The organism is Sphingomonas sp. Ant20 (assembly GCF_000783375.1).
Lineage (GTDB): Bacteria > Pseudomonadota > Alphaproteobacteria > Sphingomonadales > Sphingomonadaceae > Sphingomonas > Sphingomonas aerolata.
In genome coordinates this window covers 19,887-41,319 of the sequence record NZ_JRVI01000042.1, presented here as the reverse complement: position 1 = coordinate 41,319, position 21,433 = coordinate 19,887, and the positions used below count along the sequence as shown (strand labels likewise).

The 21,433-nt window shown below is 68.4% G+C and carries 18 protein-coding genes and 2 pseudogenes; 7 read left to right on the top strand and 13 right to left on the bottom strand.

Going from position 1 to position 21,433, the window contains the following annotated elements; genetic code table 11:
* The 7 genes and pseudogenes from NI18_RS07540 to NI18_RS07510 form a co-directional block, all read right to left on the bottom strand.
* Positions 1-754 (bottom strand): annotated as a pseudogene (locus NI18_RS07540) (TolC family protein); the annotation flags it as partial.
* Between the two features lie 47 nt (positions 755-801).
* Entirely contained in the window at positions 802-1,704 is a 903-nt protein-coding gene (locus NI18_RS07535; RefSeq protein ID WP_031440419.1) for an efflux RND transporter periplasmic adaptor subunit, read from the bottom strand.
* Complete coding sequence (locus NI18_RS07530) at positions 1,701-1,907, bottom strand: DUF1656 domain-containing protein (protein ID WP_031440418.1); 207 nt, start codon at positions 1,905-1,907, stop codon at positions 1,701-1,703. The genes NI18_RS07535 and NI18_RS07530 overlap by 4 nt, the downstream gene beginning before the upstream one ends.
* A complete protein-coding gene (locus NI18_RS07525; protein WP_037529139.1) occupies positions 1,904-3,958 on the bottom strand; it encodes an FUSC family protein in 2,055 nt (684 codons plus the stop codon). Before NI18_RS07525 ends, NI18_RS07530 begins: the two co-directional genes overlap by 4 nt.
* A complete protein-coding gene (locus NI18_RS07520; protein WP_031440416.1) occupies positions 3,955-4,407 on the bottom strand; it encodes a MarR family transcriptional regulator in 453 nt (150 codons plus the stop codon). Before NI18_RS07520 ends, NI18_RS07525 begins: the two co-directional genes overlap by 4 nt.
* Before the next feature lie 113 nt (positions 4,408-4,520).
* Positions 4,521-6,311: an IlvD/Edd family dehydratase gene (locus NI18_RS07515; protein ID WP_037529138.1), complete on the bottom strand. Its 1,791-nt coding sequence runs from the start codon at positions 6,309-6,311 to the stop codon at positions 4,521-4,523.
* 31 nt (positions 6,312-6,342) lie between these two features.
* Positions 6,343-7,487, bottom strand: a pseudogene (locus tag NI18_RS07510) (aldose epimerase family protein).
* A 136-nt stretch (positions 7,488-7,623) separates the two neighbouring features.
* On the opposite strand from NI18_RS07510, the gene NI18_RS07505 reads away from it, so the two are divergent.
* Positions 7,624-8,955, top strand: coding sequence for a sugar MFS transporter (locus NI18_RS07505; RefSeq protein WP_031440413.1), 1,332 nt, complete (start codon positions 7,624-7,626; stop codon positions 8,953-8,955).
* A gap of 25 nt (positions 8,956-8,980) precedes the next feature.
* Here the strand turns inward: NI18_RS07505 and NI18_RS07500 are convergent, their stop codons facing one another.
* Complete coding sequence (locus NI18_RS07500) at positions 8,981-9,742, bottom strand: FCD domain-containing protein (protein WP_056407587.1); 762 nt, start codon at positions 9,740-9,742, stop codon at positions 8,981-8,983.
* A gap of 111 nt (positions 9,743-9,853) precedes the next feature.
* On the opposite strand from NI18_RS07500, the gene NI18_RS07495 reads away from it, so the two are divergent.
* From NI18_RS07495 to NI18_RS07485, 3 genes are all read left to right on the top strand, one after another.
* Positions 9,854-11,407, top strand: coding sequence for an aldehyde dehydrogenase (NADP(+)) (locus NI18_RS07495; protein WP_084215087.1), 1,554 nt, complete (start codon positions 9,854-9,856; stop codon positions 11,405-11,407).
* A gap of 67 nt (positions 11,408-11,474) precedes the next feature.
* The gene (gene araD1 / locus NI18_RS07490; protein ID WP_031440410.1) at positions 11,475-12,467 is read left to right on the top strand and encodes an AraD1 family protein; all 993 of its coding nucleotides are present in this window, start codon (positions 11,475-11,477) and stop codon (positions 12,465-12,467) included.
* A gap of 2 nt (positions 12,468-12,469) precedes the next feature.
* Positions 12,470-13,396, top strand: a complete 927-nt coding sequence (locus tag NI18_RS07485; RefSeq protein ID WP_128082123.1) for a Gfo/Idh/MocA family oxidoreductase — start codon at positions 12,470-12,472, stop codon at positions 13,394-13,396.
* 42 nt (positions 13,397-13,438) lie between these two features.
* Here the strand turns inward: NI18_RS07485 and NI18_RS07480 are convergent, their stop codons facing one another.
* The gene (locus NI18_RS07480) at positions 13,439-14,128 is read right to left on the bottom strand and encodes an OmpW family outer membrane protein (RefSeq protein ID WP_031440407.1); all 690 of its coding nucleotides are present in this window, start codon (positions 14,126-14,128) and stop codon (positions 13,439-13,441) included.
* 126 nt (positions 14,129-14,254) lie between these two features.
* Here NI18_RS07480 and NI18_RS07475 point away from each other — a divergent pair, with 126 nt between their 5' ends.
* Positions 14,255-15,574: a radical SAM protein gene (locus NI18_RS07475; protein WP_037529136.1), complete on the top strand. Its 1,320-nt coding sequence runs from the start codon at positions 14,255-14,257 to the stop codon at positions 15,572-15,574.
* 19 nt (positions 15,575-15,593) lie between these two features.
* On the top strand, positions 15,594-16,280 hold the full coding sequence (locus NI18_RS07470; protein ID WP_037529153.1) for a Crp/Fnr family transcriptional regulator: 687 nt from the start codon (positions 15,594-15,596) through the stop codon (positions 16,278-16,280).
* A gap of 57 nt (positions 16,281-16,337) precedes the next feature.
* Here NI18_RS07470 and NI18_RS26640 read toward each other — a convergent pair whose 3' ends face one another.
* Genes NI18_RS26640 through NI18_RS27895 form a run of 4 tightly spaced genes read right to left on the bottom strand, consistent with a single transcriptional unit; the run spans position 16,338 to position 19,679 of the window.
* A complete protein-coding gene (locus tag NI18_RS26640; RefSeq protein WP_306286275.1) occupies positions 16,338-17,105 on the bottom strand; it encodes an ATP-binding cassette domain-containing protein in 768 nt (255 codons plus the stop codon).
* Positions 17,102-17,959, bottom strand: coding sequence for a hypothetical protein (locus tag NI18_RS26635; protein ID WP_306286274.1), 858 nt, complete (start codon positions 17,957-17,959; stop codon positions 17,102-17,104). Before NI18_RS26635 ends, NI18_RS26640 begins: the two co-directional genes overlap by 4 nt.
* The gene (locus NI18_RS07460; RefSeq protein ID WP_347574819.1) at positions 17,956-19,122 is read right to left on the bottom strand and encodes an ATP-binding cassette domain-containing protein; all 1,167 of its coding nucleotides are present in this window, start codon (positions 19,120-19,122) and stop codon (positions 17,956-17,958) included. The genes NI18_RS26635 and NI18_RS07460 overlap by 4 nt, the downstream gene beginning before the upstream one ends.
* On the bottom strand, positions 19,062-19,679 hold the full coding sequence (locus tag NI18_RS27895; RefSeq protein ID WP_347574818.1) for a hypothetical protein: 618 nt from the start codon (positions 19,677-19,679) through the stop codon (positions 19,062-19,064). The genes NI18_RS07460 and NI18_RS27895 overlap by 61 nt, the downstream gene beginning before the upstream one ends.
* Before the next feature lie 119 nt (positions 19,680-19,798).
* Here NI18_RS27895 and NI18_RS07455 point away from each other — a divergent pair, with 119 nt between their 5' ends.
* Entirely contained in the window at positions 19,799-21,400 is a 1,602-nt protein-coding gene (locus tag NI18_RS07455; RefSeq protein ID WP_037529134.1) for a cytochrome ubiquinol oxidase subunit I, read from the top strand.
* Positions 21,401-21,433: the final 33 nt, after the last annotated feature.

Here is a 21,433-nt window from a genome sequence, read left to right as displayed (position 1 = left end):
CCGGTAGAGCGCGGCGGTGCGCGTCGCGACCTGCGACGGGATCACGCCTCGCTCTGGTCGACCGCGGTCCTTGCCCGCGTGACGTCGAACGCCGTGCCGCGCCCACCACGTTGCAGGCGGCGCGTGCGTCGAGCGTCTGGCGCTGGAGGGCAAGTACCCGGCTGTTGGCGGCGAGCACCATGTTCGCCGTGCACACCGCGGCATAGCTGCGCGCGGTTCGGCAGCGACGGTCACGCGGACGTCGTCGCGCGCGGCGGCGACCGCCTGCGCATCGCCCTGCGCGGCTTCGATCGCGCGCCGGATGCGCCCCGACAGGTCGAGCGGATAGGCGAGGGTGATGCCGAGATTGGCGTCAAGCGTTCCGGGCAGGTTGCCGCGGCTCGCATAGGGCCGGTCGATCGACGTACCGCCGCCGATCGTGGTCGACAGCGTCCGCCCGGCGGCAACCTCCGCAACGACCGCGTCGGCACGGCGGAGATTGGCATCGGCAGCGCGCAGATCGGTGTTCGCCGCCAGCGCCTCGGCGACGAACGCGTCGAGGCGGGGATCGCCATAGAGTTGCCACCAGTGATCGGGGGAGGGGGGCATCGACGAACGCGGCCTCGTGACCGCTGTCGAACGCGCCCTGCGCGGCGGGCATCGCGGCGACGGCGCGATCGGGACGTACATAGTCCGGGCCGGCGGTGGTGCAGGCGGCGAGGCCGAGCGCGAGGATACTCGCGGCAAGACCCCGGCGGGTGGGGGAGGCGGCGATCCCGCCCCGTCCAGGAGAAGGGGCGATCTGCGAGAGACGCGTGCGCATCACGCCGGCGCTCCCGACTGAAGTTTGGGCTCCACCGTCACCGTCGCCGTCCGCCCGACGATAAGCGGGACACCCTTCGGCACCTGCACGAGCTTCACACGCACGGGGATGCGCTGTGCGAGGCGGACCCAGTTGAACGTCGGGTTCACATTGGGCAGCAGGTTGGTCGTGTTCGTCCGTTCGCTGTCGTTGATGCCCGCGGCGATGCTGTCGACTCGACCGTGCAACGCCTGCGCTTCGCCCATCAGATGCACGGTCACCGGGTCGCCGAGATGGATGCTGCCGAGCTTGGTTTCCTCGAAATACCCCTCGACCCGAAGCGAGTCCGTGTCGATCAGCGCCATCGCCTGCGCGCCCGCGGCAATATAATCGCCGGGGTGCAGGTCGAGATTTGTGACGATGCCGTGCACGGTCGCCCGCACCGTCGTCCGCGCGAGATTCAGCGCCGCGGTCGATCGCGCGCTCCGGGCCTGCGCGAGCGTCGCCGAGGCAGTGGCGACGCGCGCGACATTCTGTTCGTGCGTTTCCTTGGCGACCAGGTCGCCCAGTGCGAGGTCGCGCTGTGCCTCGCGCCGCGCCTGCAGCAGCGTCGCGCGCGCGCTCGCGATCGAGGCGTCAGATTGCGCAAGCGTCAGTTCGAAGCGCGGACGATCGACCACGAACAGCACGTCGCCGGGCTTGACCCTCTGGTTGTCCCGCACGGCGACGCGCGTGACGAGACCCGCGACATCGGGGGTGACGCGAACGATGTCGGCCCGGATATGCCCGTCGCGCGTCCACGGATCGCTCTCATAGCGCTTCCACAGCCACAGCGCGACGACCACCGCGAGGGCGACGATGACCAGAGTGGCGGCGGAACGGCCGAGCGGGGCCAGCAGGGACTTGAGACGGGGCGAGGTCATGCGGAGGGTCCGGTGAGCAGGGCAAGTAGCCCGAGGATGAGGATGAACAGCGCCAGGTCGACCAGCGGACGATAGGTCACCGCGCGGTACACCCCGGCAAAGGCGAGCAGGCGGGTGGCGACGCCGGTGAGCACGACCGCGGCGCCGGCAAGCAGGAGAAGGGTCGGCAGATAGACACCGCCGATCGAGATCTCGCCGGTCATGCGGGCATCTCCGGTAAGCCCGCATAGGCGGGGGCCGAGGGAAAGAGGTTGCGGCGCAACGAGGTGAGCGCGAGCACGCTCGTGCGGTGGCGGTCGGGCATGCTCGATGCGAAGCCGGCCAGCGCCCGGTCGATCCCCGCGAGCAGATCGGGTTCGGGGGGCGCGGGCTGGTTGGGGCGCAGCGCGCGGTAATGCGAGCCGACCCCACGCAGCACCGGCGTGATCATCGCCGCCTCGTCGACCGGACCGTCGATGCGGAGCTGGCGGAGTTCGCCGACCGCCACACCGACGCGCAGGTCGGTCAGCGCATCGAGCAGCGGCTTGCCGGGATCCTCGCCCTGCAGCGCCAGCCGCGGTGCGAGCAGGCCAATCCGGTCGAGCATCCGCGCGATCCAGCCCGCCGTATCGGGCCGGCCGGTCGAATCCGCGCGCGTCGCCAGTTCGCGCCAGCCGGCGCGGAGCAACCGCCGCGCGCTGGTCTGCGCGCCGATCGTCTGAAACAGGCCGACCGTGACGACCGCGAACAACGTCCCGATCAATTGCGCGATCGCGCCGTTCATAAACTGATCGAAGCCGCCGCCGAACCGGTCGTTCAGCCCGACCGTGTTAAGTCCGCCAAGCAACGCGCCGAGCGTGACGAGCAAGGTTGCCGGCCGCGCGAGGAACATTCCTCCGATCAGCATCGGCGGCGCGAGCACCGCGGCGAGCGTCACGAAGTCGGTCACGCGCGGCAGGATCGCAAACGCATAGACGGCCGACACGACCAGGCCGAGGATCGTGCCATAGAAGAACGCCTTGATCGCCGGTGCCGGGTTGTCGCTGTTGCCGAACAAGGCGCAGCACACCCCCGCAATCAGCACCGCGCCCGCACCGTCGGGCCATGCTGTCCCGATCCAGAAGGCGCAGCCCAGCAGGATCGTCATCACCGTGCCGGCGGCTGCACGCAACGCGATGCCGCGATCCCGGTGGAGCGGTCGCCGGGCGGAGCGTGCCAGCAGCCGCGCGACGGCGGGGGTGACGGGCGCGCGCGACGGCGATCGCATCTGATCGCGTAGGTCGCGTACGTTGCGATGCGCGTCGACCAGTTCCCCGAGCCGCGCCACCAGGCTCAGCCGCAACGCGTCACGCCAGATCAGCGCGCTGCCGGGCGCGGGTTCGAGCGCGCGGGCCCGGGCAATCAGCTCATCGGCGTGCGCGCCGCGCTCCGATGCCGAAGAGGGATCGCGCAGCCATTCGCGAACGTCCTCGATCAGCGCGAGCGCCTCGGGGCGCGGCCTGTCGGCGCCCCGCTTGAGTTCGACGATCCGGTCGTCGATCGCGCTCGCCAGCGGCAACAGCATCGACAGCTCCGCCTGGAGTGCGCGAAGCGTCCGGACGCGCGGGAGCAGCCGGGCGGTGTCGAATGGCAAGTGAATGGAAAGCTGGTGCAACTCGTTGATATCGAGCGCCAGCCGCCGCCGGTCGCGGTCGAGCGCGGCATCGCTTTCCCCCGCAAGCGAATCGCGCGACCAGCGTTCCGCGTCGGCGAGGATCGCGTCGATCCGACCGAGCAGCACGGCGGTGACGGTCTGCGGGAAGACGAGGCCGTGGATCAGACTGCCACACAGGATACCGATCGTGATCTCCTGCACCCGCAGCGCAGCGATGGTGAAGACCGCGCCCGGCGCCGCAACCGACGGAAACCCTATGATGCTGGCGGTATAGCCCGCGAGCAGGAACACATAGGCCCGCGGCGTCCGGTCGAGCAGCGAGATGTAGAGGCACAGCCCGAGCCACAGCGCGAGGCCGAGTGACAGGAGTTCGGGCGCGTTGACGAGGTTCGGCACGAGCACGACCGCGGCAATCGCGCCGAGCACGGTGCCCGCGACCCGGAACACCGCCTTGGACAACACCGCGCCGGCCAGCGGCTGCGCGACGATATAGGACGTCGTCACCGCCCAATAGGGCCGCGTCAGACCGATCCGCAGCGCGATGTAATAAGCGAGGATCGCGGCGACGAAGCATTTGACCGAGAAGAGCGCCTCCTTCCCCCCGAACCGGGACAGCGTCATCGTCCACGATCTGCCACAAACCGCGCGCCGAGCCGTTCCGCAACGCGTAGCGCGGTGGCCAGATCGTCGTCCGGCACACCCTCGAGCATCGCATGGCGTAGCGTCGCGAACTTCGCCTCGATCGTGGTGACGAGCGTTCGCCCGTGCGGCGTCAGGCGGATCCGGCTGACCCGCGCATCGGCGGGATCGCGGTGGCGCTCGACAAGCCCGGCGGCGGTCATCTGGTCGATCGAGCGCACCAGCGATGCCTGTGTCACGTCGAGTTCACAGGCGAGATCGATCTGCCGCACATCGTCGCCCAGCCGCCCGACCTGAACGAGTGCCCAGCCGGTCGATGCCGACACCCCCATGTCGCGGAGCGCGTGGTCGGCCGCCTGCCGCCAGCTGCGCGCGAGCGGCAGGAGGGTGCGGGCATAGGAGGATTCGAGCACGGCGCGGGGGGAAGTCATTAGCGTGCTAAGTAATCATGTCAGCCCATGCTGCAATGTAAAATAGTAAGTTATGCAAGGAATTTGTTCGCGCCCGCCGGGCCGCGCGGCGTGCGCGACCCGGCGGCTCAGACCTAGTGGTTGTCGCGCGGCAGGCCCATCGTCTGGGCGATGCGCTGGTATTTCTCGGCACCTTCTAGGATGGCACCGGTTTCCATCTGGCCGACCGTGGCGCGCTGAATTTCCTGCCACGGCGTCTGCGAGCGCGGGAAGGCGTATCCGCCCGCCGCAGTCAGCGTGCGGCGTCGCTCGGCGAGTTCCTCATCGGAGATCAGGACATCGGCGCTGCCCTTGCCGAGATCGATGCGAACCCGGTCGCCGGTGCGGATCAGCGCGAGGCCGCCCATTGCCGCCGCCTCGGGGCTGGCGTTGAGGATCGAGGGCGAGCCTGACGTGCCCGACTGGCGACCGTCGCCGATGCAGGGAAGCGCGTGAACGCCTTCGCGGATGAGATAAGCGGGCGGACGCATGTTGACGACCTCGGCGGCACCCGGATAGCCGATCGGCCCGGCGCCACGCATGAACAGCAGCGTATCGGTGGTGATGCCGAGCGACGGATCGTCAATCCGGTGATGATAGTCCTCGGGGCCGTCGAACACGACCGCGGGGCCTTCGAACGCCTCGGGATCGTCCGGATTGCTGAGATAGCGTTCGCGGAATTCCGGCGAGATGACGCTCGTCTTCATGATCGCGCTGTCGAACAGGTTACCGCGCAGGACGATGAAGCCGGCATCCTGCAGCAGCGGGGTCGCGAACGGACGGATGACGCGCTCGTCCTCGATCGTCGCGGTGCGGCAATTGTCGCCGATGCTCTTGCCGTTGGCGGTGATCGCGTCTTCGTGGATCAGGCCCTGCTTCATCAGCTCGGCGACGACGGCGGGCACGCCCCCGGCATGGTAATAATCCTCGCCGAGATACTCCCCGGCGGGCTGAAGGTTGACCATCAGCGGGACCTTGTGACCGTGCTTCTGCCAGTCGTCGATCGGCAGGTCGACGCCGATATGGCGCGCGATCGCGGCGAGGTGGATCGGCGCGTTGGTCGATCCGCCGATCGCCGAATTGACGACGATCGCGTTGTAGAACGCCTCCTTGGTCAGGATGTCGGAGGGCTTCAGATCCTCGGCGACCATGTCGACGATCCGCTTGCCGGTCTTGTACGCGACCTCCTGGCGGTCGCGGTAGGGCGCGGGGATCGCGGCCGAGCCGGGCAGTTGCATGCCGAGCGCCTCGGCCAGGCTGTTCATCGTCGTCGCGGTGCCCATCGTGTTGCAATAGCCGGTCGAGGGCGCGGACGAGGCGACAAGCTTGATGAAGCCCTCATCGTCGATCGCGCCGGTCGCGAGCAGCTCGCGCGCCTTCCACACGATCGTGCCCGAGCCGGTCCGCTCGCCCTTGTGCCAGCCGTTGAGCATCGGCCCGACCGACAGCGCGATGGCGGGAATGTTGACCGTCGCCGCCGCCATCAGGCAGGCGGGCGTCGTCTTGTCGCAGCCGATCGTCAGCACGACTCCGTCGAGCGGATAGCCGTAGAGCACCTCGACCAGCGCCAGATAAGCGAGGTTGCGGTCGAGCCCGGCGGTCGGGCGCTTGCCGGTCTCCTGGATCGGATGGACCGGGAATTCGAGCGCGATCCCGCCCGCCTCGCGAATGCCTTCGCGCAGCCGTTCGGCGAGCACGAGGTGGTGACGGTTGCAGGGGCTGAGGTCGCTGCCGGTTTGCGCGATGCCGATGATCGGCTTGCCCGAACGCAGTTCCTCAAGGCTCAATCCGAAGTTCAGATAGCGCTCCAGATAAAGCGCGGTCATGTCGATATTCTCGGGATTGTCGAACCACGCGCGGCTGCGGAGTTTGGGCAAGTCGGTCATGAGAGGCTTTCCGGGGTAAGCAGGTCGAATATCAGCGAGCGACGGAGACGCGGTAGATCATGGCGTGATGATAGGGCTTGCCCGGATCGACACGCGCAGAGACGAAATTCGGCTTGTTCGGTGCGTCCGGAAATTTCTGCGGTTCCAGCGCGATACCGTCACCCATCCGGTAGAGATGGCCGTGCTTGCCGATGAACGTCCCGTCAAGAAAATTGCCGGTGTAGAACTGACGCCGGGCTCGGTCGACAGGACTTCAAGCACGCGTCCCGAGGCAGGATCCTCAAGCCGCGCGGCCAGCTCGGGCTTGGCGGTGACGCCCTTGTCGAGCGCGAAGTTGTGGTCGTAGCCGTGGCCGTAGCGGATCTGCTGGTCGCGACCGTCGCGAAGCCCTTCGCCGACGATCCGGCCGTTGCGGAAGTCGAACACGGTCCCCTGGACGGGCTGCAACGCACCGGTCGGGATCAGCTTGTCGTCGACGGGCGTGATCGCCTTGGCGGGGATCGTCAGCCGGTGGCCGTTCGCGCCCATCGCCGATCCCTCGCCACCAAGGTCGAAGATCGCGTGATTGGTCATGTTCACGATCGTCGGCTTGTCGGTCCTGGCATCATAGGCGATGCCGAGATTGCCCGCTTCGTCGAGCGTGTAGGTAACGGTGACGTCGAGATTGCCCGGATAGCCGGATTCGCCATCCGCGCTGCGGTGGCCGAGCACGAGCGTCGCGGTCGGGCCGTCCTTGATCGACAGGACTTTCCACGCGACCTTGTCGAAACCCTTGCCGCCGCCGTGCAGCGAATTGACCTTGTCGTTGAGCGGAAGCTGATAGGCCTTGCCGTCGAGCGTGAAGCGGCCGCCGGCGATGCGGTTGGCGAAGCGCCCGACCGTCACGCCGAAGAAATTGGGATGGTCGACATAGGAGGCGAGGTCATCATAGCCGAGCACGACGTCGGCGACCTTGCCGGCCTGGTCGGGCGCCATCAGCGATTGCAGCGTCGCGCCGTAGGACAGGATGCGCGCCGAGACGCCGTGCGCGTTGCTGAGCGTGATCGCCTCGATCGCCGTGCCGTCGCGCAGCGTACCCGCGGGGGTGCGCCTGGCCTCGGCCGCGTTCGCCGCCGGCGCTGCCAGGGCGGCTAAGAGAGTTGCCAAGATGATCCCCGTTTTTCCGATTCCGCTCATTCCGGTTCCTATCCTGATCCTCTGACGCCGTTGACGCGCCTTATGGGGGTATATAGTCGGACAATATATTTCTGAGCAAGCCATGCGGGAAAAGACTGATGTTCAGTCGCCGACATGGCACGGAGGATGGACGATTATGGCGATGCCGATACAGACGCACGGGACGATCGCAGGCGCTGCACCGGGGACGGGGGGCAGTGCGGAGGGGCCGAGCTACCGATCCGCGCTGACCTTGCTGGCCAGCCTGTTCTTCATGTGGGGCTTCATCACGGTCATCAACAACACGCTGCTGCCGCATCTGCGCAGCGTGTTCGATCTCAGCTACACACAGACCACGCTGATCGAGAGCGTCTGGTTCATCGCCTATTTCTTCGCGTCGATCCCGTCCGCCAAGCTGATCGAGCGTGTCGGCTATCAGCGCGCGATGGTGTTCGGGCTCGCGATGATGGCCGCCGGCGCGCTGATGATGGTGCCCGCCGCGCGGCTGCCGTCTTATGGTGTGACGCTGTTCGCCCTGTTCGTGATCGCCAGCGGCATCACGCTGCTTCAGGTCGCGGCGAACCCCTATGTCGCGGTCGTCGGCCCGCCCGAGACCGCCTCGTCACGGCTCAACCTGGTCCAGGCATTCAATTCGGCGGGTGCGACGCTCGCGCCCTTGTTCGGCGGCTATCTGATCCTCGGCCGCTCGACCTCGGGTACGGCGGTCGCCGGATCCACCGCGGTATTGACCCCCGCCGAGCGGCTTGCCGACGCGCAGTCAGTCGTGCTGCCCTATCTCATCGTCGCGGGCGTGCTGGTCGTGCTCGCGGTCGTCATCGCACGCTTCCCGCTGCCGGCAATGGGGGCGGCGACGCAGCGTTCGGCAAAGGCCGATCGCAAGGGCCTGTCGCTCTGGTCGCATCGCAACCTCGTGCTCGGCATCCCGGCAATCTTCATCTATCTGATCGCCGAGATCGGCGTCGCCAACCTCTTTATCAACTTCGTCAGCCAGCCGCAGATCGGCAATCTGACGCATGAGCAGGCCTCGCACTATCTGTTCATCCTGTGGGGCGGGATGATGGTCGGGCGGCTGGTCGGCAGCGTCATCATGCGTAGCGTTCCGGCGGAGCACGTCCTGGCGCTGGCCAGCATCGGCGCGTTCGTCGTGATGCTGGTCGCCACCTTCACCACCGGGCACGTCGCGATGTGGGCGCTGATCTCGGTCGGGCTGTTCCATTCGATCATGTTCCCGACGATCTTCACGCTCGGCATCCGCGGGCTCGGACCGCTGACGGAAGAGGGGTCGGGGCTGCTGATCATGGCAATCGCGGGTGGTGCACTGGTAATCGTGCAGGGCTGGCTCGCGGACCGTTATGGCCTGCAGATCTCGTTCCTGCTGACCGCGGCGTGTGAACTCTACATCCTGTTCTACGCGCTCTGGGGATCGCGCGTGACGCATGCGCTGCCCGAGCCGGTCGCGGTTGGATGATCCGGATGGCGGCGGTGCGGCGCGTTCAGCGCTGCATCGCCGCCTTCGTATCTTCCAGTGCCAGGTCGACCAGCGTGCGCATCGCGGCACTTGCCGCCGCGGCATCGCCAGCCGCGATCGCGTCATAGACGAGCACATGATCGGGGATCGGGTTGCGGGGCAGCGCGCGGGCGCGTTGCTTGTACTGGGTGGTCCAGTTGACCGCCGCGCCGATGCTGGCGCTCAGCACGATCAGCGCATCGTTCCGCGTCGCGGTCAGCACGGCGTCGTGGAATTCGCGATCCGCCGCGCGGCCCGCCTCGGTCGCGAGCGTGTGGCGACGCATCGCGGTGAGCGCGTCCTTCATGATCTTCAGATCGGCGCGGTCGCGGCGCTCGGCCGCGAGCGCGGCGGCGGCCGGTTCGACGATCGCGCGCAGTTCGAACAGGTCGCGCACGAACATGATGTCGGGCTCGGCCGCGAATGCCCAGGCGAGCACGTCGGGATCGAGCAGATTCCATCGGCTGCGGGGCAGGACGCGCGTGCCGATCTTGGGCCGGCTCTCGACCAGCCCCTTGGCGGTCAGCACCTGGACGGCCTCCCGGTACGCGCTTCGGGACACGTCGAGCGTCTTGGAGAAATCGACTTCCCCGGCCAGCGTGTCGCCGGGCGCATATTCGCCCGACAGGATCGCGGTGCCCAGCTTGTGCGCCACCGCGCCGTGCAGGCGGCGGCCGGTCCCCCGGGGGCTGCGTGCTGTTCCGGCGTCGGTCACAATCTCCTGTGGATCGTCGTCGTTGATCGTCATAGCGCCTGCTCCATCATCACGGCGTAACAGTCCGCGTGCCATCAAGGAACGCCAAAAGATTGCTAAATCGGGCCATTGCGCATAAGTCTGAGTATAAGGGAGCTACTATCCATGACTGATATCCAGACGGCCAAGACGGCCGGCCACGACGCGTTCCGTTCGATCGACGCGACGACCGGGCTCGCAATCGGTGAGGCCTTTGCGGTGCACGGCGCCGATGACGTCGCCGCGGCCTGCGCTGCCGCCGACGCGGCGTTTGATGCGTATCGCGCGACCGACAATGCGGCCCGCGCGGACTTTCTCGAACGGATCGGCGAAGAGATCGTCGCGCTCGGTGACACGCTGATCGTCACTGCGATGCGCGAGAGCGGCTTGCCGCGCGCGCGGCTCGAGGGCGAGCGGGGTCGTACCGTTGGCCAGCTGAAGCTGTTTGCAGGCGTCGTGCGCCGCGGCGGCTGGATGGGTGTCCGCATCGACTCGGCGCTGCCCGACCGCGCACCCTTGCCGCGTCCCGACCTGCGCCTGCGGATGATCCCGCTCGGCCCGGTCGCGGTGTTCGGCGCGAGCAATTTCCCGCTCGCCTTCTCGACCGCGGGTGGTGATACCGCCTCGGCGCTCGCTGCCGGCTGCCCCGTCGTCGTCAAGGGTCATCCGGCGCACCCCGCTACCGGCGCGATGGTCGCTGGCGCAATCGAGGCGGCGGTTGCTGCCTGCGGCCTGCCAAAGGGCGTGTTCTCGCATCTGGTCGGCCCCGGCAATGATCTGGGCAGCACGCTGGTCCAGGATCCGCGGATCGCTGCGGTCGGCTTCACCGGGTCGCGCGCTGGCGGCCTGGCACTCGTCAAGCTGGCGCAGGCGCGCGACGTGCCGATCCCGGTCTATGCCGAGATGTCGAGCATCAATCCCGTCGTGCTGCTGCCCGAGGCGCTGAAAGCGCGCGGCGCGGCGCTGGGTACGGCGTTCGTCGGGTCGCTGACGATGGGCGCGGGGCAGTTCTGCACCAATCCCGGTCTGGTCCTCGCCATCGAGGGCGACGGGCTCGATGCGTTTGTCGCCGCAGCGGCGACCGCGCTTCCCGACGCACCGGCGGCGACCATGCTCACCGGCGGCATCCATGCCGCGTACCAGAAGGGCGTCGAGGCGCTTGCGGGCCATGACGCGGTCAAGACGATCGCACAGGGCAAGGTCGGCGAAGGTGTCGCACAGGGGCAGGCGGCGTTCTTCGAAACCACAGCTGCACAGTTCCTGAGCGACGCGGCACTGGGACATGAGGTGTTCGGGGCGTCGTCGCTGCTGGTGCGCTGCGCAGACGAGAACGAGCTCCATGCCGTGCTGCGCGCCGCGGAAGGTCAGCTGACCGCGACGATCCAGATGGATGCGGGCGATGCCGGGATGGCGTCGCACCTGATCCCACTGCTCGAGCGCAAGGCGGGGCGGATCCTGGCCAATGGCTGGCCGACGGGTGTCGAGGTCGCGCATGCGATGGTCCATGGCGGACCGTTCCCGGCGACGTCGGACGGTCGCACGACCTCGGTCGGCAGCCTGGCGATCGACCGCTTCCTGCGGCCGGTATCCTACCAGAACCTGCTGCCGGAATTGCTGCCCGCCTGCGTGCGTGACGACACGGACGCGCCGCGGCTGATCGACGGCGTCGTCGCCGGCTGACCCGCCAATTCCCTGCATGATGACGTCCGGGCGAACCGTAACAGCGGCACCCGAAAAGGAGAGGAAGATGAGCTTGCGCCTGTTGCAGCATGTTGGCGTCGACGGCACGCGATCCGTGATCGCGGCCACCAGCGCGGGGGCGGCTTTCGTTCCCGGCATCGACAGCGTTCGCGCGCTCGCCGAACGGGCGATCGCGGAGGGTCTTGATCTTGCCGCCACGGTCGCGGCCTGCGGTACGGGCGCCAGCGTCGACATCGCGGCCGAACTGACGGCCGGTCGTCTGATGTCGCCGATCGATCATGTCGACCCGGCGCACGTCGTCATGACGGGTACCGGGCTGACGCATCTCGGCTCGGCCGAGGGGCGCGACAAGATGCACCGTGCCGCGGCGGATGCCGAAAAGCAGACCGATTCGATGCGGATGTTCCTGGAAGGGGTCGAGCGCGGCAAGCCGGGGCCGGGCGAGTGCGGCCAGCAGCCCGAATGGTTCTACAAGGGTGACGGTTCGGGCCTCGTCGCGCCGGGGGCAGCGCTGGAGATGCCCGATTTTGCCGAGGATGGTGGCGAAGAGCCCGAGCTTGCCGGGATCTACCTGATCGGGGCTGACGGCACGCCGTTCCGGCTCGGCCTGTGTCTGGCCAACGAGTTCAGCGATCACGTGACCGAGCGGCACAATTATCTGTGGCTCGCGCATTCCAAGCTGCGCCAGGCGTCGCTCGGCCCGGAGCTGCTCGTCGGCCCACCGCCCGAGCATGTCGAGGGGATGAGCCGGATCCACCGCGACGGCGCCGTCCTGTGGGAGAAGCCGTTCCTGTCGGGCGAGGCGAACATGTCGCACAGCATCGCCAATCTCGAGGCGCATCATTTCAAATATGATCTGTTCCGCCGCCCGGGCGACATCCATGTCCATTTCTTTGGGACTGCGACGCTGTCGTTCGCCGAGGGCGTGACGACGCGTGAAGGCGACGTGTTCGAGATCGAGGCTGCGCCCTTCACGCTGCCGCTGCGCAACACGCTGACCAGGGCCGCACCGCGGTCGGTCTCGGTAAAGGCGCTTTGAGCGTGGCGGGTATCCGCATCGCCGTTGTCGGCATGGGCAAGATCGCACGCGACCAGCATCTCCCGTCGATCGCGGGCAACGCCGAATTCGAGCTCGTCGCCAGCGTCAGCCCGCGGGATCCGGGCGTCGAGGGCGTCGTCAACTTCAGGTCGCTGGAGGCGCTGCTCGCCGAAGGTCCGGCGATCGACGCGATCGCTCTCTGCACGCCGCCGCAGGTGCGCTATTCGCTCGCCACGATGGCGCTCGAAAAGCGCCTGCACGTGTTCCTCGAAAAGCCGCCGGGCGCGACACTCGCGGAGGTCGACGCGCTCGAGGCTCAGGCAGCACAGACCGGCGCGACGCTGTTCGCCGGCTGGCATTCGCGGTTCGCGGCGGGTGTCGCGCCCGCCAAGGCCTGGCTTGCCGACCGTCGCATCGACCGCGTGTCGATCGTCTGGCGCGAAGACGTCCGCGTCTGGCATCCCGGTCAGGCGTGGATCTGGGAGCCGGGCGGGCTCGGCGTATTCGATCCGGGCATCAATGCCCTGTCGATCGCGACCGAGATCCTGCCCGAGCCGTTCTTCCTGGCGTCCGCGACACTGTCGACACCGGCCAATCGTGCCGCGCCGATCGCCGCCGATCTCGCTTTCCGCAGTGCGTCGGGCACACCGATCACGATGGATCTCGACTGGCGCCAGACCGGCCCGCAAAGCTGGGACATCGTCGTCGACACCGACGCCGGCACGCTCCGTCTTGCCAAAGGCGGCGCGGTGCTGACCCTGCCCGAGGGCAGCAGCGAGCATGACGATGCGGAATATGCCGGGCTCTATGCGCGTTTCGCCGCCCTGGTCCGCGACGGGCGCAGCGAGGTCGACACGACCCCCTTCACGCTCGTTGCCGACGCGTTCCTGCGCGGCACCCGCGTCTCGGTCGCGGCGTTCGACGACTAGGACCGCGGGCGCGGTGGCCCGCGGTCCTGTTCGGCCGTGGGGTTAAAGCCTCAGGCCGAGACCGACGCCGAAGACGAGCGGATCGAGATTGATCTTCACGTTCTGCGTACCGATTGCCGTCGTGCGCAGGCGGGCGCTCGTGTCGATGTCGATATATTTGACGTCGAGGTTGAGAAAGACCTTCGGCGTGATGTCGACGTCGACCCCGGCCTGCGCCGCCCAGCCGAAGCTGTCCTTCATACGTACCCGCGTCCGTCCGACCGCCTTTTCGAGACCCGCCGAGGCATCCTCGTTCCAGAACATCGTGTAGTTCAGTCCGGCCCCGACATAGGGACGGATCGAGCCGCGTGGGTTGAGGTGATATTGCGCGGTCAGCGTCGGGGGCAGCACCCAGGTCGAGGCCAGCTTGCCGATCGATCCGGTCGTCCCGCTACGCCCGCTGGCGCTGTGTTTGGTCGTCGCGGCGATCAGTTCGAAGCCGATCTGGTCGGTGGCCATATAGGTGACGTCGATCTCGGGCATCGCGCTGTTGTCGACGCTGACGCGCTCGCCGGGAAAGGTCGGGAGGATCCCGCCCGAGCGTTCGTTCGGGGCGACGAGGATCGCGCGCAGGCGGACGAGCACGTCGCCGGCTTGGATACCGGTGCGCGGTGCCGGGTCCTGCGCCATGGCCGGCGTGGCGATGCCGAGGCCGGCGGCGGCTAGAACTACGCCGATGGTAAGATGCTTCATTGCCCGACTCCTGATTGGGATGCGTTCGGGCTAGGCGTGTGGCCAGGCGGGGGCGTTGATCACGGCCAAACGCGGATTTGATGCCGATCAAAGACCCGCCGAAGGGGACATCGCACCCATCATCGCATGTGGACCTATCACCCCGAACTGCTCGCGACACCCGTGCCGCGCTACACCAGCTATCCGACGGCTGCCGAATTCGGCGACGATGTCGGTCCGGTCGATATGGAGGAGGCGCTGGCGGCCATCGCGCCGGGCATGGTCGTCTCGCTGTATCTGCACATCCCCTATTGCCGGGACATCTGCTGGTATTGCGGCTGCAACACGGGGGCGGCGAACCGCGCCGCGCGGCTCGCCGCCTATGTCGAACGGCTCGAACGCGAGATCGCACTCGTCGCGCAGCGGGTGACTGGCGTCCGCGTGGGACGGATCGCGTTCGGCGGCGGCAGTCCGAATGCGATTCCGCCGGCGGCGTTTCTCCGGCTCGTCGAAAGCGTCAGGACGGCGTTCGACTGCACCGATGCGATACTATCGGTCGAGGTCGATCCGCGTGGCTTCGACCGCGACTGGGCGGGGGCGATCGGGCGAGCAGGGGTGTCGCGGGTCAGCCTCGGCGTCCAGACGCTCGACCCGCAGGTCCAGGCGGCGATCGGGCGTGTGCAGCCGTCGGAGGATATCCGTCGCACGACAGCGCTATTGCGCGATGCCGGTGTCGGGTCGATCAATTTCGATCTCATGTATGGCCTGCCGCAACAGTCCGAGCAGAGCCTGCGGGCCAGCATCGCCGAGAGCATCGCGATGGGCCCCGACCGGCTTGCGGTGTTCGGCTATGCGCACGTCCCGCACCTCGTACCGCGCCAGCGACGCATCGTCGCGGACGGGCTGGCGGGAACGGCGGAGCGCTTTGCGCAGGCGGCCTTGGCGCATCGCATGCTGGTCGATGCCGGCTATGACCCGGTCGGGTTCGACCATTTCGCCCGACCGGGCGATGCGCTGGCGCAGGCGGCGGCGAGCGGCGGCCTGCGCCGCAACTTCCAGGGATTCACCGAAGACCCGGCGGAGATCCTGATCGGTCTTGGGGCCAGCGCGATCAGCGATTTCCCCGACCGGATCCTGCAGACCGAGAAGAATACGGGACGCTACGGCATGCGGATCGATGCCGGAGCCCTGGCAACCTGTCGTGGGCTGCGGCGCAGCCCCGAAGACAGGCTGCGCGGCCGGGCGATCGAGACGATCCTGACCCGGGGCACGGCCGACCCGACCGCGCTGGACGGCGGGGCGGACATCCGCAGTCGGCTGACGCCGTTCGAACGGTACGGGCTGATCGCCTGGGAGGGGAATGTGCTCCGCCTGAGCGAAGACGCGCTTCCCTATGCGCGCGTCATTGCGAGCAGACTGGACGCGTACCGGCAGACCGCGTCGGCACGGTTCAGCCATGCGGTCTAGCGCGGTTGGCGGGGCGATCGTGACGCTGCCGCCGCGCTGTGCCGCCTGCAGCGTGCGCAACGATGCGCTGTGTGCGACGCTTGAAGACGCGGGCCTAGTCGCGTTGCACGGGATCGGCCGACGGCGGACGATGCCAGCAGGGCAGGTGCTGGTCTGGAGCGGGGATCCGAACGCGATCTGCGCCACCGTCGTGTCGGGCGTGCTCAAGGCGATGCGCACGGGGCCCCAGGGTCGCGAACACATTGTCGGCCTCGCCTTTGCCGGTGATTTCGTCGGCGACCTGTTTGCCGACACCGCGAACGAGACGATCCGGGTGATCACCGATGCGGAGCTGTGCGTGTACCCGCGCGCGGCGCTGCAAAACATGCTCGACGCGCATCCGGCGATGGAACGCCTGTTGCTGCACCGCACGCTCGGTGCGCTCGACGATGCGCGGATGTGGATGCTGATGCTGGGACGCAAGGCCGCAGGCGCGCGGATCGCCACGTTCCTGCTGGAAATGGCACGGCGGATGGGTCAGCCGGGCCCGGCCCGCTTCGACCTGCCGATGAGCCGGTCGGAGGTCGGCGCACTGCTGGGGATGACGATCGAGACCGTCAGCCGGCAGATGACGTCCCTGAAACGCCGCGAGGTCCTTGCCCTGCCGGGCGGGCGCGGCGTCATCATCCTCGATCGGGCGCAGCTCGCGCGGGCCGCGGCGGGCTGAGCGACAGCGTCCGGCGCCGGTGCTAGGCGGCGCTGCGCTGGTCCGATCCCGCCTGTGTCAGGTCGAACGCCGGGGGCAGAGGGCGACGAGCGCCGGGCGGTGGCTCACAAGGATCAGCCCCTGTCCGGTCGTGTCGAGGCGCTGCGCCAGTCGGACGGCAAGCAGCTTTTCGGTCGTGCCGTCCAGCCCCTCGCTCGGCTCGTCGAGCACGAGCCACGGCGCGAGCGAGCAATAGGCACGCGCGACCGCGAGACGGCGCCGCTCCCCGCCCGACAGGCGTGCGCCGTTTTCACCGACCCACGCGTCGAGTCCGTGATCGAGCGCGCGGACCCGATCGTCGAGCACCGCGTCGTACAGCGCCCGCCACAGCGTGGCATCGTCGGCATCCGGGTTGGCCAGCATCAGATTGTCGCGCACCGTGCCCGACAGCAGCGCGGCATCCTGTGGTGCCCAGGCGAAGCTGCGCCGCGATATCTCTGCCGGGATCAGGCCGATATCATCTCCGTCCAGCCATATCTCGCCAAGCGTGCTCGGCCGCAACGACAGCATCTTTTCGACGAGCGTCGTCTTGCCGATTCCCGAGGGGCCGGTCAGCGCGACCCGATCGCCCCGCCGCACGTGACACGTCCCCGCCGGCAGGACGAAGTGCAGTGCGCTATGGGCTGGACCGGTCGTGTTCGGCAAGGCGCGCGGAGATGCATCCTGCAGGTAAGGCTCCGCGCTCTCGTGCGTTTCCAGAATATCGTCGAGCCGGTCGCGTGCCGCGTGCATGCGACCTCGCTCGATCATTGCGCGCAACACCGGCGTTCCCGCGTCGATCGTCATCGCCGCTGCCAGCGCCGCCAGTGCAGCCCGTGGCGCCCCCGATCCCGCCGACAGGATCGCGGCGCCGGCGGCGGCGATACCGACGGCCGTCGCGTGCAGCAGATCCAGCCATCCGGCGGCTTCTGCCTGCGCACGCTGCGCGGCGGCGAGCGCACGGCTTCGATCGTCGACCTGCGCGGTGGCCCAGGCTCGAGCCCGAAGCATCGCAGTTCGGGGGCGGCATCGGCAAGGCCTGCGAACGTCTCGCGAAGTGCCCCGGCAGCATATTGCACCGCCTGGCCAAGTGGCGCGCTACGACGGGCAAGCCGGTCGGCAACGATCAGGAGCACCGCCATGCAGCACGCGGTGGCGATCGAGGCTCCGACGCTGCCGAGCGATACGAGCCCGAGCCCCGCGATCAGCGCGGCGGCGACGCCCCAAGGCGCGGACTGGCGTACGAACTGCATCTCCATCGCATCGACGTCGCCGATCAGCCGGGCGGTCGCCTCGCCCGTCCCGAAGGCGAGCGCGGTACCAGCGGGCTGTGCTGCGAGCACGCGGAAGATGGCCGGGCGGATCCGCGCGAGCGCGCCGAACGCCGCCTCGTGGCTGGCGAGGCGCTCGCCGTAGCGTGCGCCGGTCCGCAGGATGGCAAGAAGCCGGATTCCCGCGCTGGGCAGCATGTAGTTGAACGCGAGCGCTGCCGCCGGGCCCGCCAGACCGGCGATCGCGGCGGCGGTGATGAACCAGCCCGACAGCCCGAGCAGCAGGACGGATGCCGCCGCAACGAGCGCGGCGAGCAGCGCGGCGCGTGCGAGAAGTGGGCGCTGCGCACGTCGCTCCTGCGCGAGCAACCTGTCGAGTGGACCGGTCATGCGGGGTCTCCAAGCCGGACCACGTGATCGGCAATGCCGGCCAGGCGGTCGCTATGCGTCGCGATCAGCGTCGTCCGGCCGCGACAGGCCGCCGCGATCGTCGTCACCAGCGCGATCTCCGACAGCGCATCGAGATGCGCCGTCGGCTCGTCGAGCAGCAAGATCGGTGCAGGCTTGAGCATGGCGCGCGCCAGGGCAAGCAGCCGCCGTTCGCCACCGGACAGCCCGCCGCCGCGCGCATCGAGCCGGGTGTCGAGACCGGCGGCCATCCGACCGCCGCCGCGTGCCATCAGCATCGGCCGAAGACCGGCCTGCACCACCGCGCGGTCGATCGCATCGTCGGTGGCGTCGGGGCAGGCAAGGCGCAGGTTTTCGCGGATCGTTCCGGCGATGATCAACGGATGCTGGCCAGCCCAGGATGCGCGCGGCGCGAGCGAACCGCCGGGTGGGAGCCGCTGGTCGTCGATCAGGACATCGCCCGCGACCAGCGGCGCGAGGCCGAGCAGCAGGTGCAGCGCGCTGGTCTTGCCGCTGCCTGATGGTCCGATCAGCACGACGATGCGGCCGGACGGAACGTCGAACGACAGGTCGGACACAGCGTCCCGTTCCGCGTCGGGATAGCGGATCGCGACCGACTGGAACGCCAGTGCGGGAAGAGCGGGCATTTCGAGCCGCAGTGCGTGCGGCGTCGATGGCAGCGACGCCGGCATGGGACAGGCGGGCGCGGGGAGGGCGATCAGGCGATCCGCCGCGGTCTCGGCCGCCTGCTTGTCGTGATAGGCGGCGGCGAGACGGCGCATCGGCGCGTAGAATTCGGGCGCGAGTGCCAGGACGAAGAAGGCGCGGCCGAGATCGAGCTGCTCGGGCACCGGGAAGGGCAGGAGGTGGAGCAGGTTGAACCCGCAATAGACCGCGACCAGCGCGACCGAGAGTGCGGCGAAGAACTCCAACGCCCCCGAGGACAGGAAGGCGACGCGCAGCACGCCCATCGTCCGCGCCGCGAGTTCGTCCGCGGCGACCCCGAGCGCGCGCGCCTCGCGGCCCTCGGCGCCGAACGCAAGGACGACCGGCAGCGCCCGCACCCGATCCGCGAACCGCCCGGTCAGCCGGGCCAGCGCGGTAAACTGGCGCCGGGATTTGTCCGCGGCCGCACCCCCCCGCAAGCGCCATCGCGACGATGAACGGTATGAGCGTCACGACCAGGATGCCCGCGGCGACGGGGGCTGGCCAACGCGGTCGCGAGCAGGATCAGGAAGGGTGCGATGGCGCCTGCTTTGCGCGCGGGCAGGAATCGCGCGATATAGCCGTCGAGCGCGTCCACCTCGTCCACCACCGCGGCCATCAGGACGCCCGTGGTCGTCGGCGCACCGAGGTGGCGATGCAGCGCCGACGCGACGATCCGGCGACGCAGCGTCACCTTGGCGTCTTCAGCCTGGCGGGCGCCCCTGCGCGTCGCGAGCATGACGACGAGACCGCGAAGGCCGCCGGACAGAACGACGAGCATTGCCCAGGGCAGGACCGCTGCGGCACCGGCCGGAACCGCGACGATCGCCCCCGCCAGGCCGCCGGCAAAGCCGATCGCGGCAACGCTGTCGAGCATGAGCCACGCCGCCGCCGCATCGCCGCGTCGACCGCCCTGGGCGATGGTCTTGAGCCACTGGCGACGCGCGCGGGGCGTCGGGTCGGTGGATGGGAGGTCGCTCGAAGAAAGTGCCGTCATGGACAGGCTTGTCGCGTATTGCCGTTCGTCTGGTCTTTGACCGCGGTCAATGTTCTGGTCGGCCGCGCCACTTACGCCCCGACCAAAGCGGCATGTTCGCCGGGGGGGGAGACCGTTCCATGGACCTCGGGGTCATCGACCTGTCGCGGCTGCAGTTTGCGCTCACCGCGCTCTATCATTTTCTCTTCGTGCCGCTGACGCTGGGCCTGTCGATGATGCTCGTCATCATGGAATCGGTCTATGTCATGACGAACCGGCCGATCTGGCGCGTGATCACGCGCTTCTGGGGGCGGATCTTTGCGATCAACTTCGTGCTGGGGGTGGCCACCGGGCTGACGATGGAATTCCAGTTCGGCACGAACTGGTCGTATTTCTCGCATTATGTCGGGGACATATTCGGCGCGCCGCTCGCGATCGAGGGGCTGATGGCGTTCTTCCTCGAAGCGACGTTCGTCGGCATCATGTTCTTCGGCTGGGGGCGGCTGTCGAAGCTCGGGCATCTGCTCGTCACGGCCATGGTGGCGCTCGGCACCAACCTGTCCGCGCTGTGGATCCTGATCGCGAACGGCTGGATGCAGAATCCGGTCGGTGCAAAGTTCAATCCGGAAACGATGCGGATGGAGGTCACCGATTTCGGCGCCGTCCTGTTCAACCCGATCGCGCAGGCCAAGTTCGTCCACACGGTCAGCGCCGGTTATGTCTGCGCGGCGGTGGTCGTGCTCGGGATCAGCGCCTTCTGGTTGCTGACCGACCGCTACAAGGGCGTGGCACGGCGATCGATGACGGTGGCGGCAGCCTTTGGCCTGGCCGCGTCGCTGTCGGTGGTCGTGCTGGGTGACGAGAGCGGCTATGCCCTGACCGACAACCAGAAGATGAAGCTCGCCGCGATCGAGGCGGCCTGGCACACGGCACCGGCGCCGGCCGGTCTGACACTGTTCGGGGTACCCGACGTCGCCGCCCGGGAAACCCGGTACGAGGTCCAGATCCCCTGGGTCCTCGGGCTGATCGCGACGCGCAGCCTCGACGGCACCGTCACCGGCATGTCCGAACTGGTGCTCAAGGCGCAGGAGCGGATCACGTCGGGCGTAGTCGCCTATGACGCGGTCGAACGGCTCAAGACCGACCCTGCCAACGTCGTACAACGCGCACGGTTCGAGGCGCACAAGCGTGACCTGGGCTACGCCCTGTTGCTCAAGCGGCATGTCGCGGATCCGCGCACTGCCAGCCCCGCACTGATCGCTTCCACGGCATGGGACGTGGTGCCGAACGTGCCGCTGATGTTCTGGAGCTTCCGGATCATGGCTGCGATCGGGGTCCTGATGATCGCGCTGTTCGGTGCGGCGTTCGTCCTGACGTCGCTCCGCCTGCACACGCAGACGCGGTGGTTCCTGAAACTCGCGGCGATCGCGATCCCCTTGCCCTGGATTGCGATCGAGCTGGGCTGGATGCTCGCCGAGATCGGCCGCCAGCCCTGGGCGATCGAGGGCGTGCTGCCGACCTTCCTCGCCGCATCCTCGCTGACGCGCGGGGTCCTGTGGACGACGATCATCGGTTTCACTGCAATCTACGGGACGCTCGCGGTCATCGAGGTCCGCCTGATCCTCGCGACGATCCGCAAGGGGCCGTTCGAGCATGACGAGGATGCCTATCCGGTGCCCGATGCCGGACCGGCAGGGCGCGGCGCCACGCGCCCCGTTGCTGCTGACCCGATCCCCGCCTGACCCCTTCTCGCCTGATCCGAAAGGCACGATCCG

Excerpts from the sequence above, each read along its gene's own strand:
- NI18_RS07535 (WP_031440419.1), bottom strand. The coding sequence starts at position 1,704 with ATGACCTCGCCCCGTCTCAAGTCCCTGCTGGCCCCGCTCGGCCGTTCC.
- NI18_RS07530 (WP_031440418.1), bottom strand. The coding sequence starts at position 1,907 with ATGACCGGCGAGATCTCGATCGGCGGTGTCTATCTGCCGACCCTTCTC.
- NI18_RS07525 (WP_037529139.1), bottom strand. The coding sequence starts at position 3,958 with ATGACGCTGTCCCGGTTCGGGGGGAAGGAGGCGCTCTTCTCGGTCAAA.
- NI18_RS07520 (WP_031440416.1), bottom strand. The coding sequence starts at position 4,407 with ATGACTTCCCCCCGCGCCGTGCTCGAATCCTCCTATGCCCGCACCCTC.
- NI18_RS07515 (WP_037529138.1), bottom strand. The coding sequence starts at position 6,311 with ATGACCGACTTGCCCAAACTCCGCAGCCGCGCGTGGTTCGACAATCCC.
- NI18_RS07505 (WP_031440413.1), top strand. The coding sequence starts at position 7,624 with ATGGCGATGCCGATACAGACGCACGGGACGATCGCAGGCGCTGCACCG.
- NI18_RS07500 (WP_056407587.1), bottom strand. The coding sequence starts at position 9,742 with ATGACGATCAACGACGACGATCCACAGGAGATTGTGACCGACGCCGGA.
- NI18_RS07495 (WP_084215087.1), top strand. The coding sequence starts at position 9,854 with ATGACTGATATCCAGACGGCCAAGACGGCCGGCCACGACGCGTTCCGT.
- araD1 (WP_031440410.1), top strand. The coding sequence starts at position 11,475 with ATGAGCTTGCGCCTGTTGCAGCATGTTGGCGTCGACGGCACGCGATCC.
- NI18_RS07480 (WP_031440407.1), bottom strand. The coding sequence starts at position 14,128 with ATGAAGCATCTTACCATCGGCGTAGTTCTAGCCGCCGCCGGCCTCGGC.
- NI18_RS07475 (WP_037529136.1), top strand. The coding sequence starts at position 14,255 with ATGTGGACCTATCACCCCGAACTGCTCGCGACACCCGTGCCGCGCTAC.
- NI18_RS26640 (WP_306286275.1), bottom strand. The coding sequence starts at position 17,105 with ATGACGATCGACGCGGGAACGCCGGTGTTGCGCGCAATGATCGAGCGA.
- NI18_RS26635 (WP_306286274.1), bottom strand. The coding sequence starts at position 17,959 with ATGACCGGTCCACTCGACAGGTTGCTCGCGCAGGAGCGACGTGCGCAG.
- NI18_RS27895 (WP_347574818.1), bottom strand. The coding sequence starts at position 19,679 with ATGACGGCACTTTCTTCGAGCGACCTCCCATCCACCGACCCGACGCCC.
- NI18_RS07455 (WP_037529134.1), top strand. The coding sequence starts at position 19,799 with ATGGACCTCGGGGTCATCGACCTGTCGCGGCTGCAGTTTGCGCTCACC.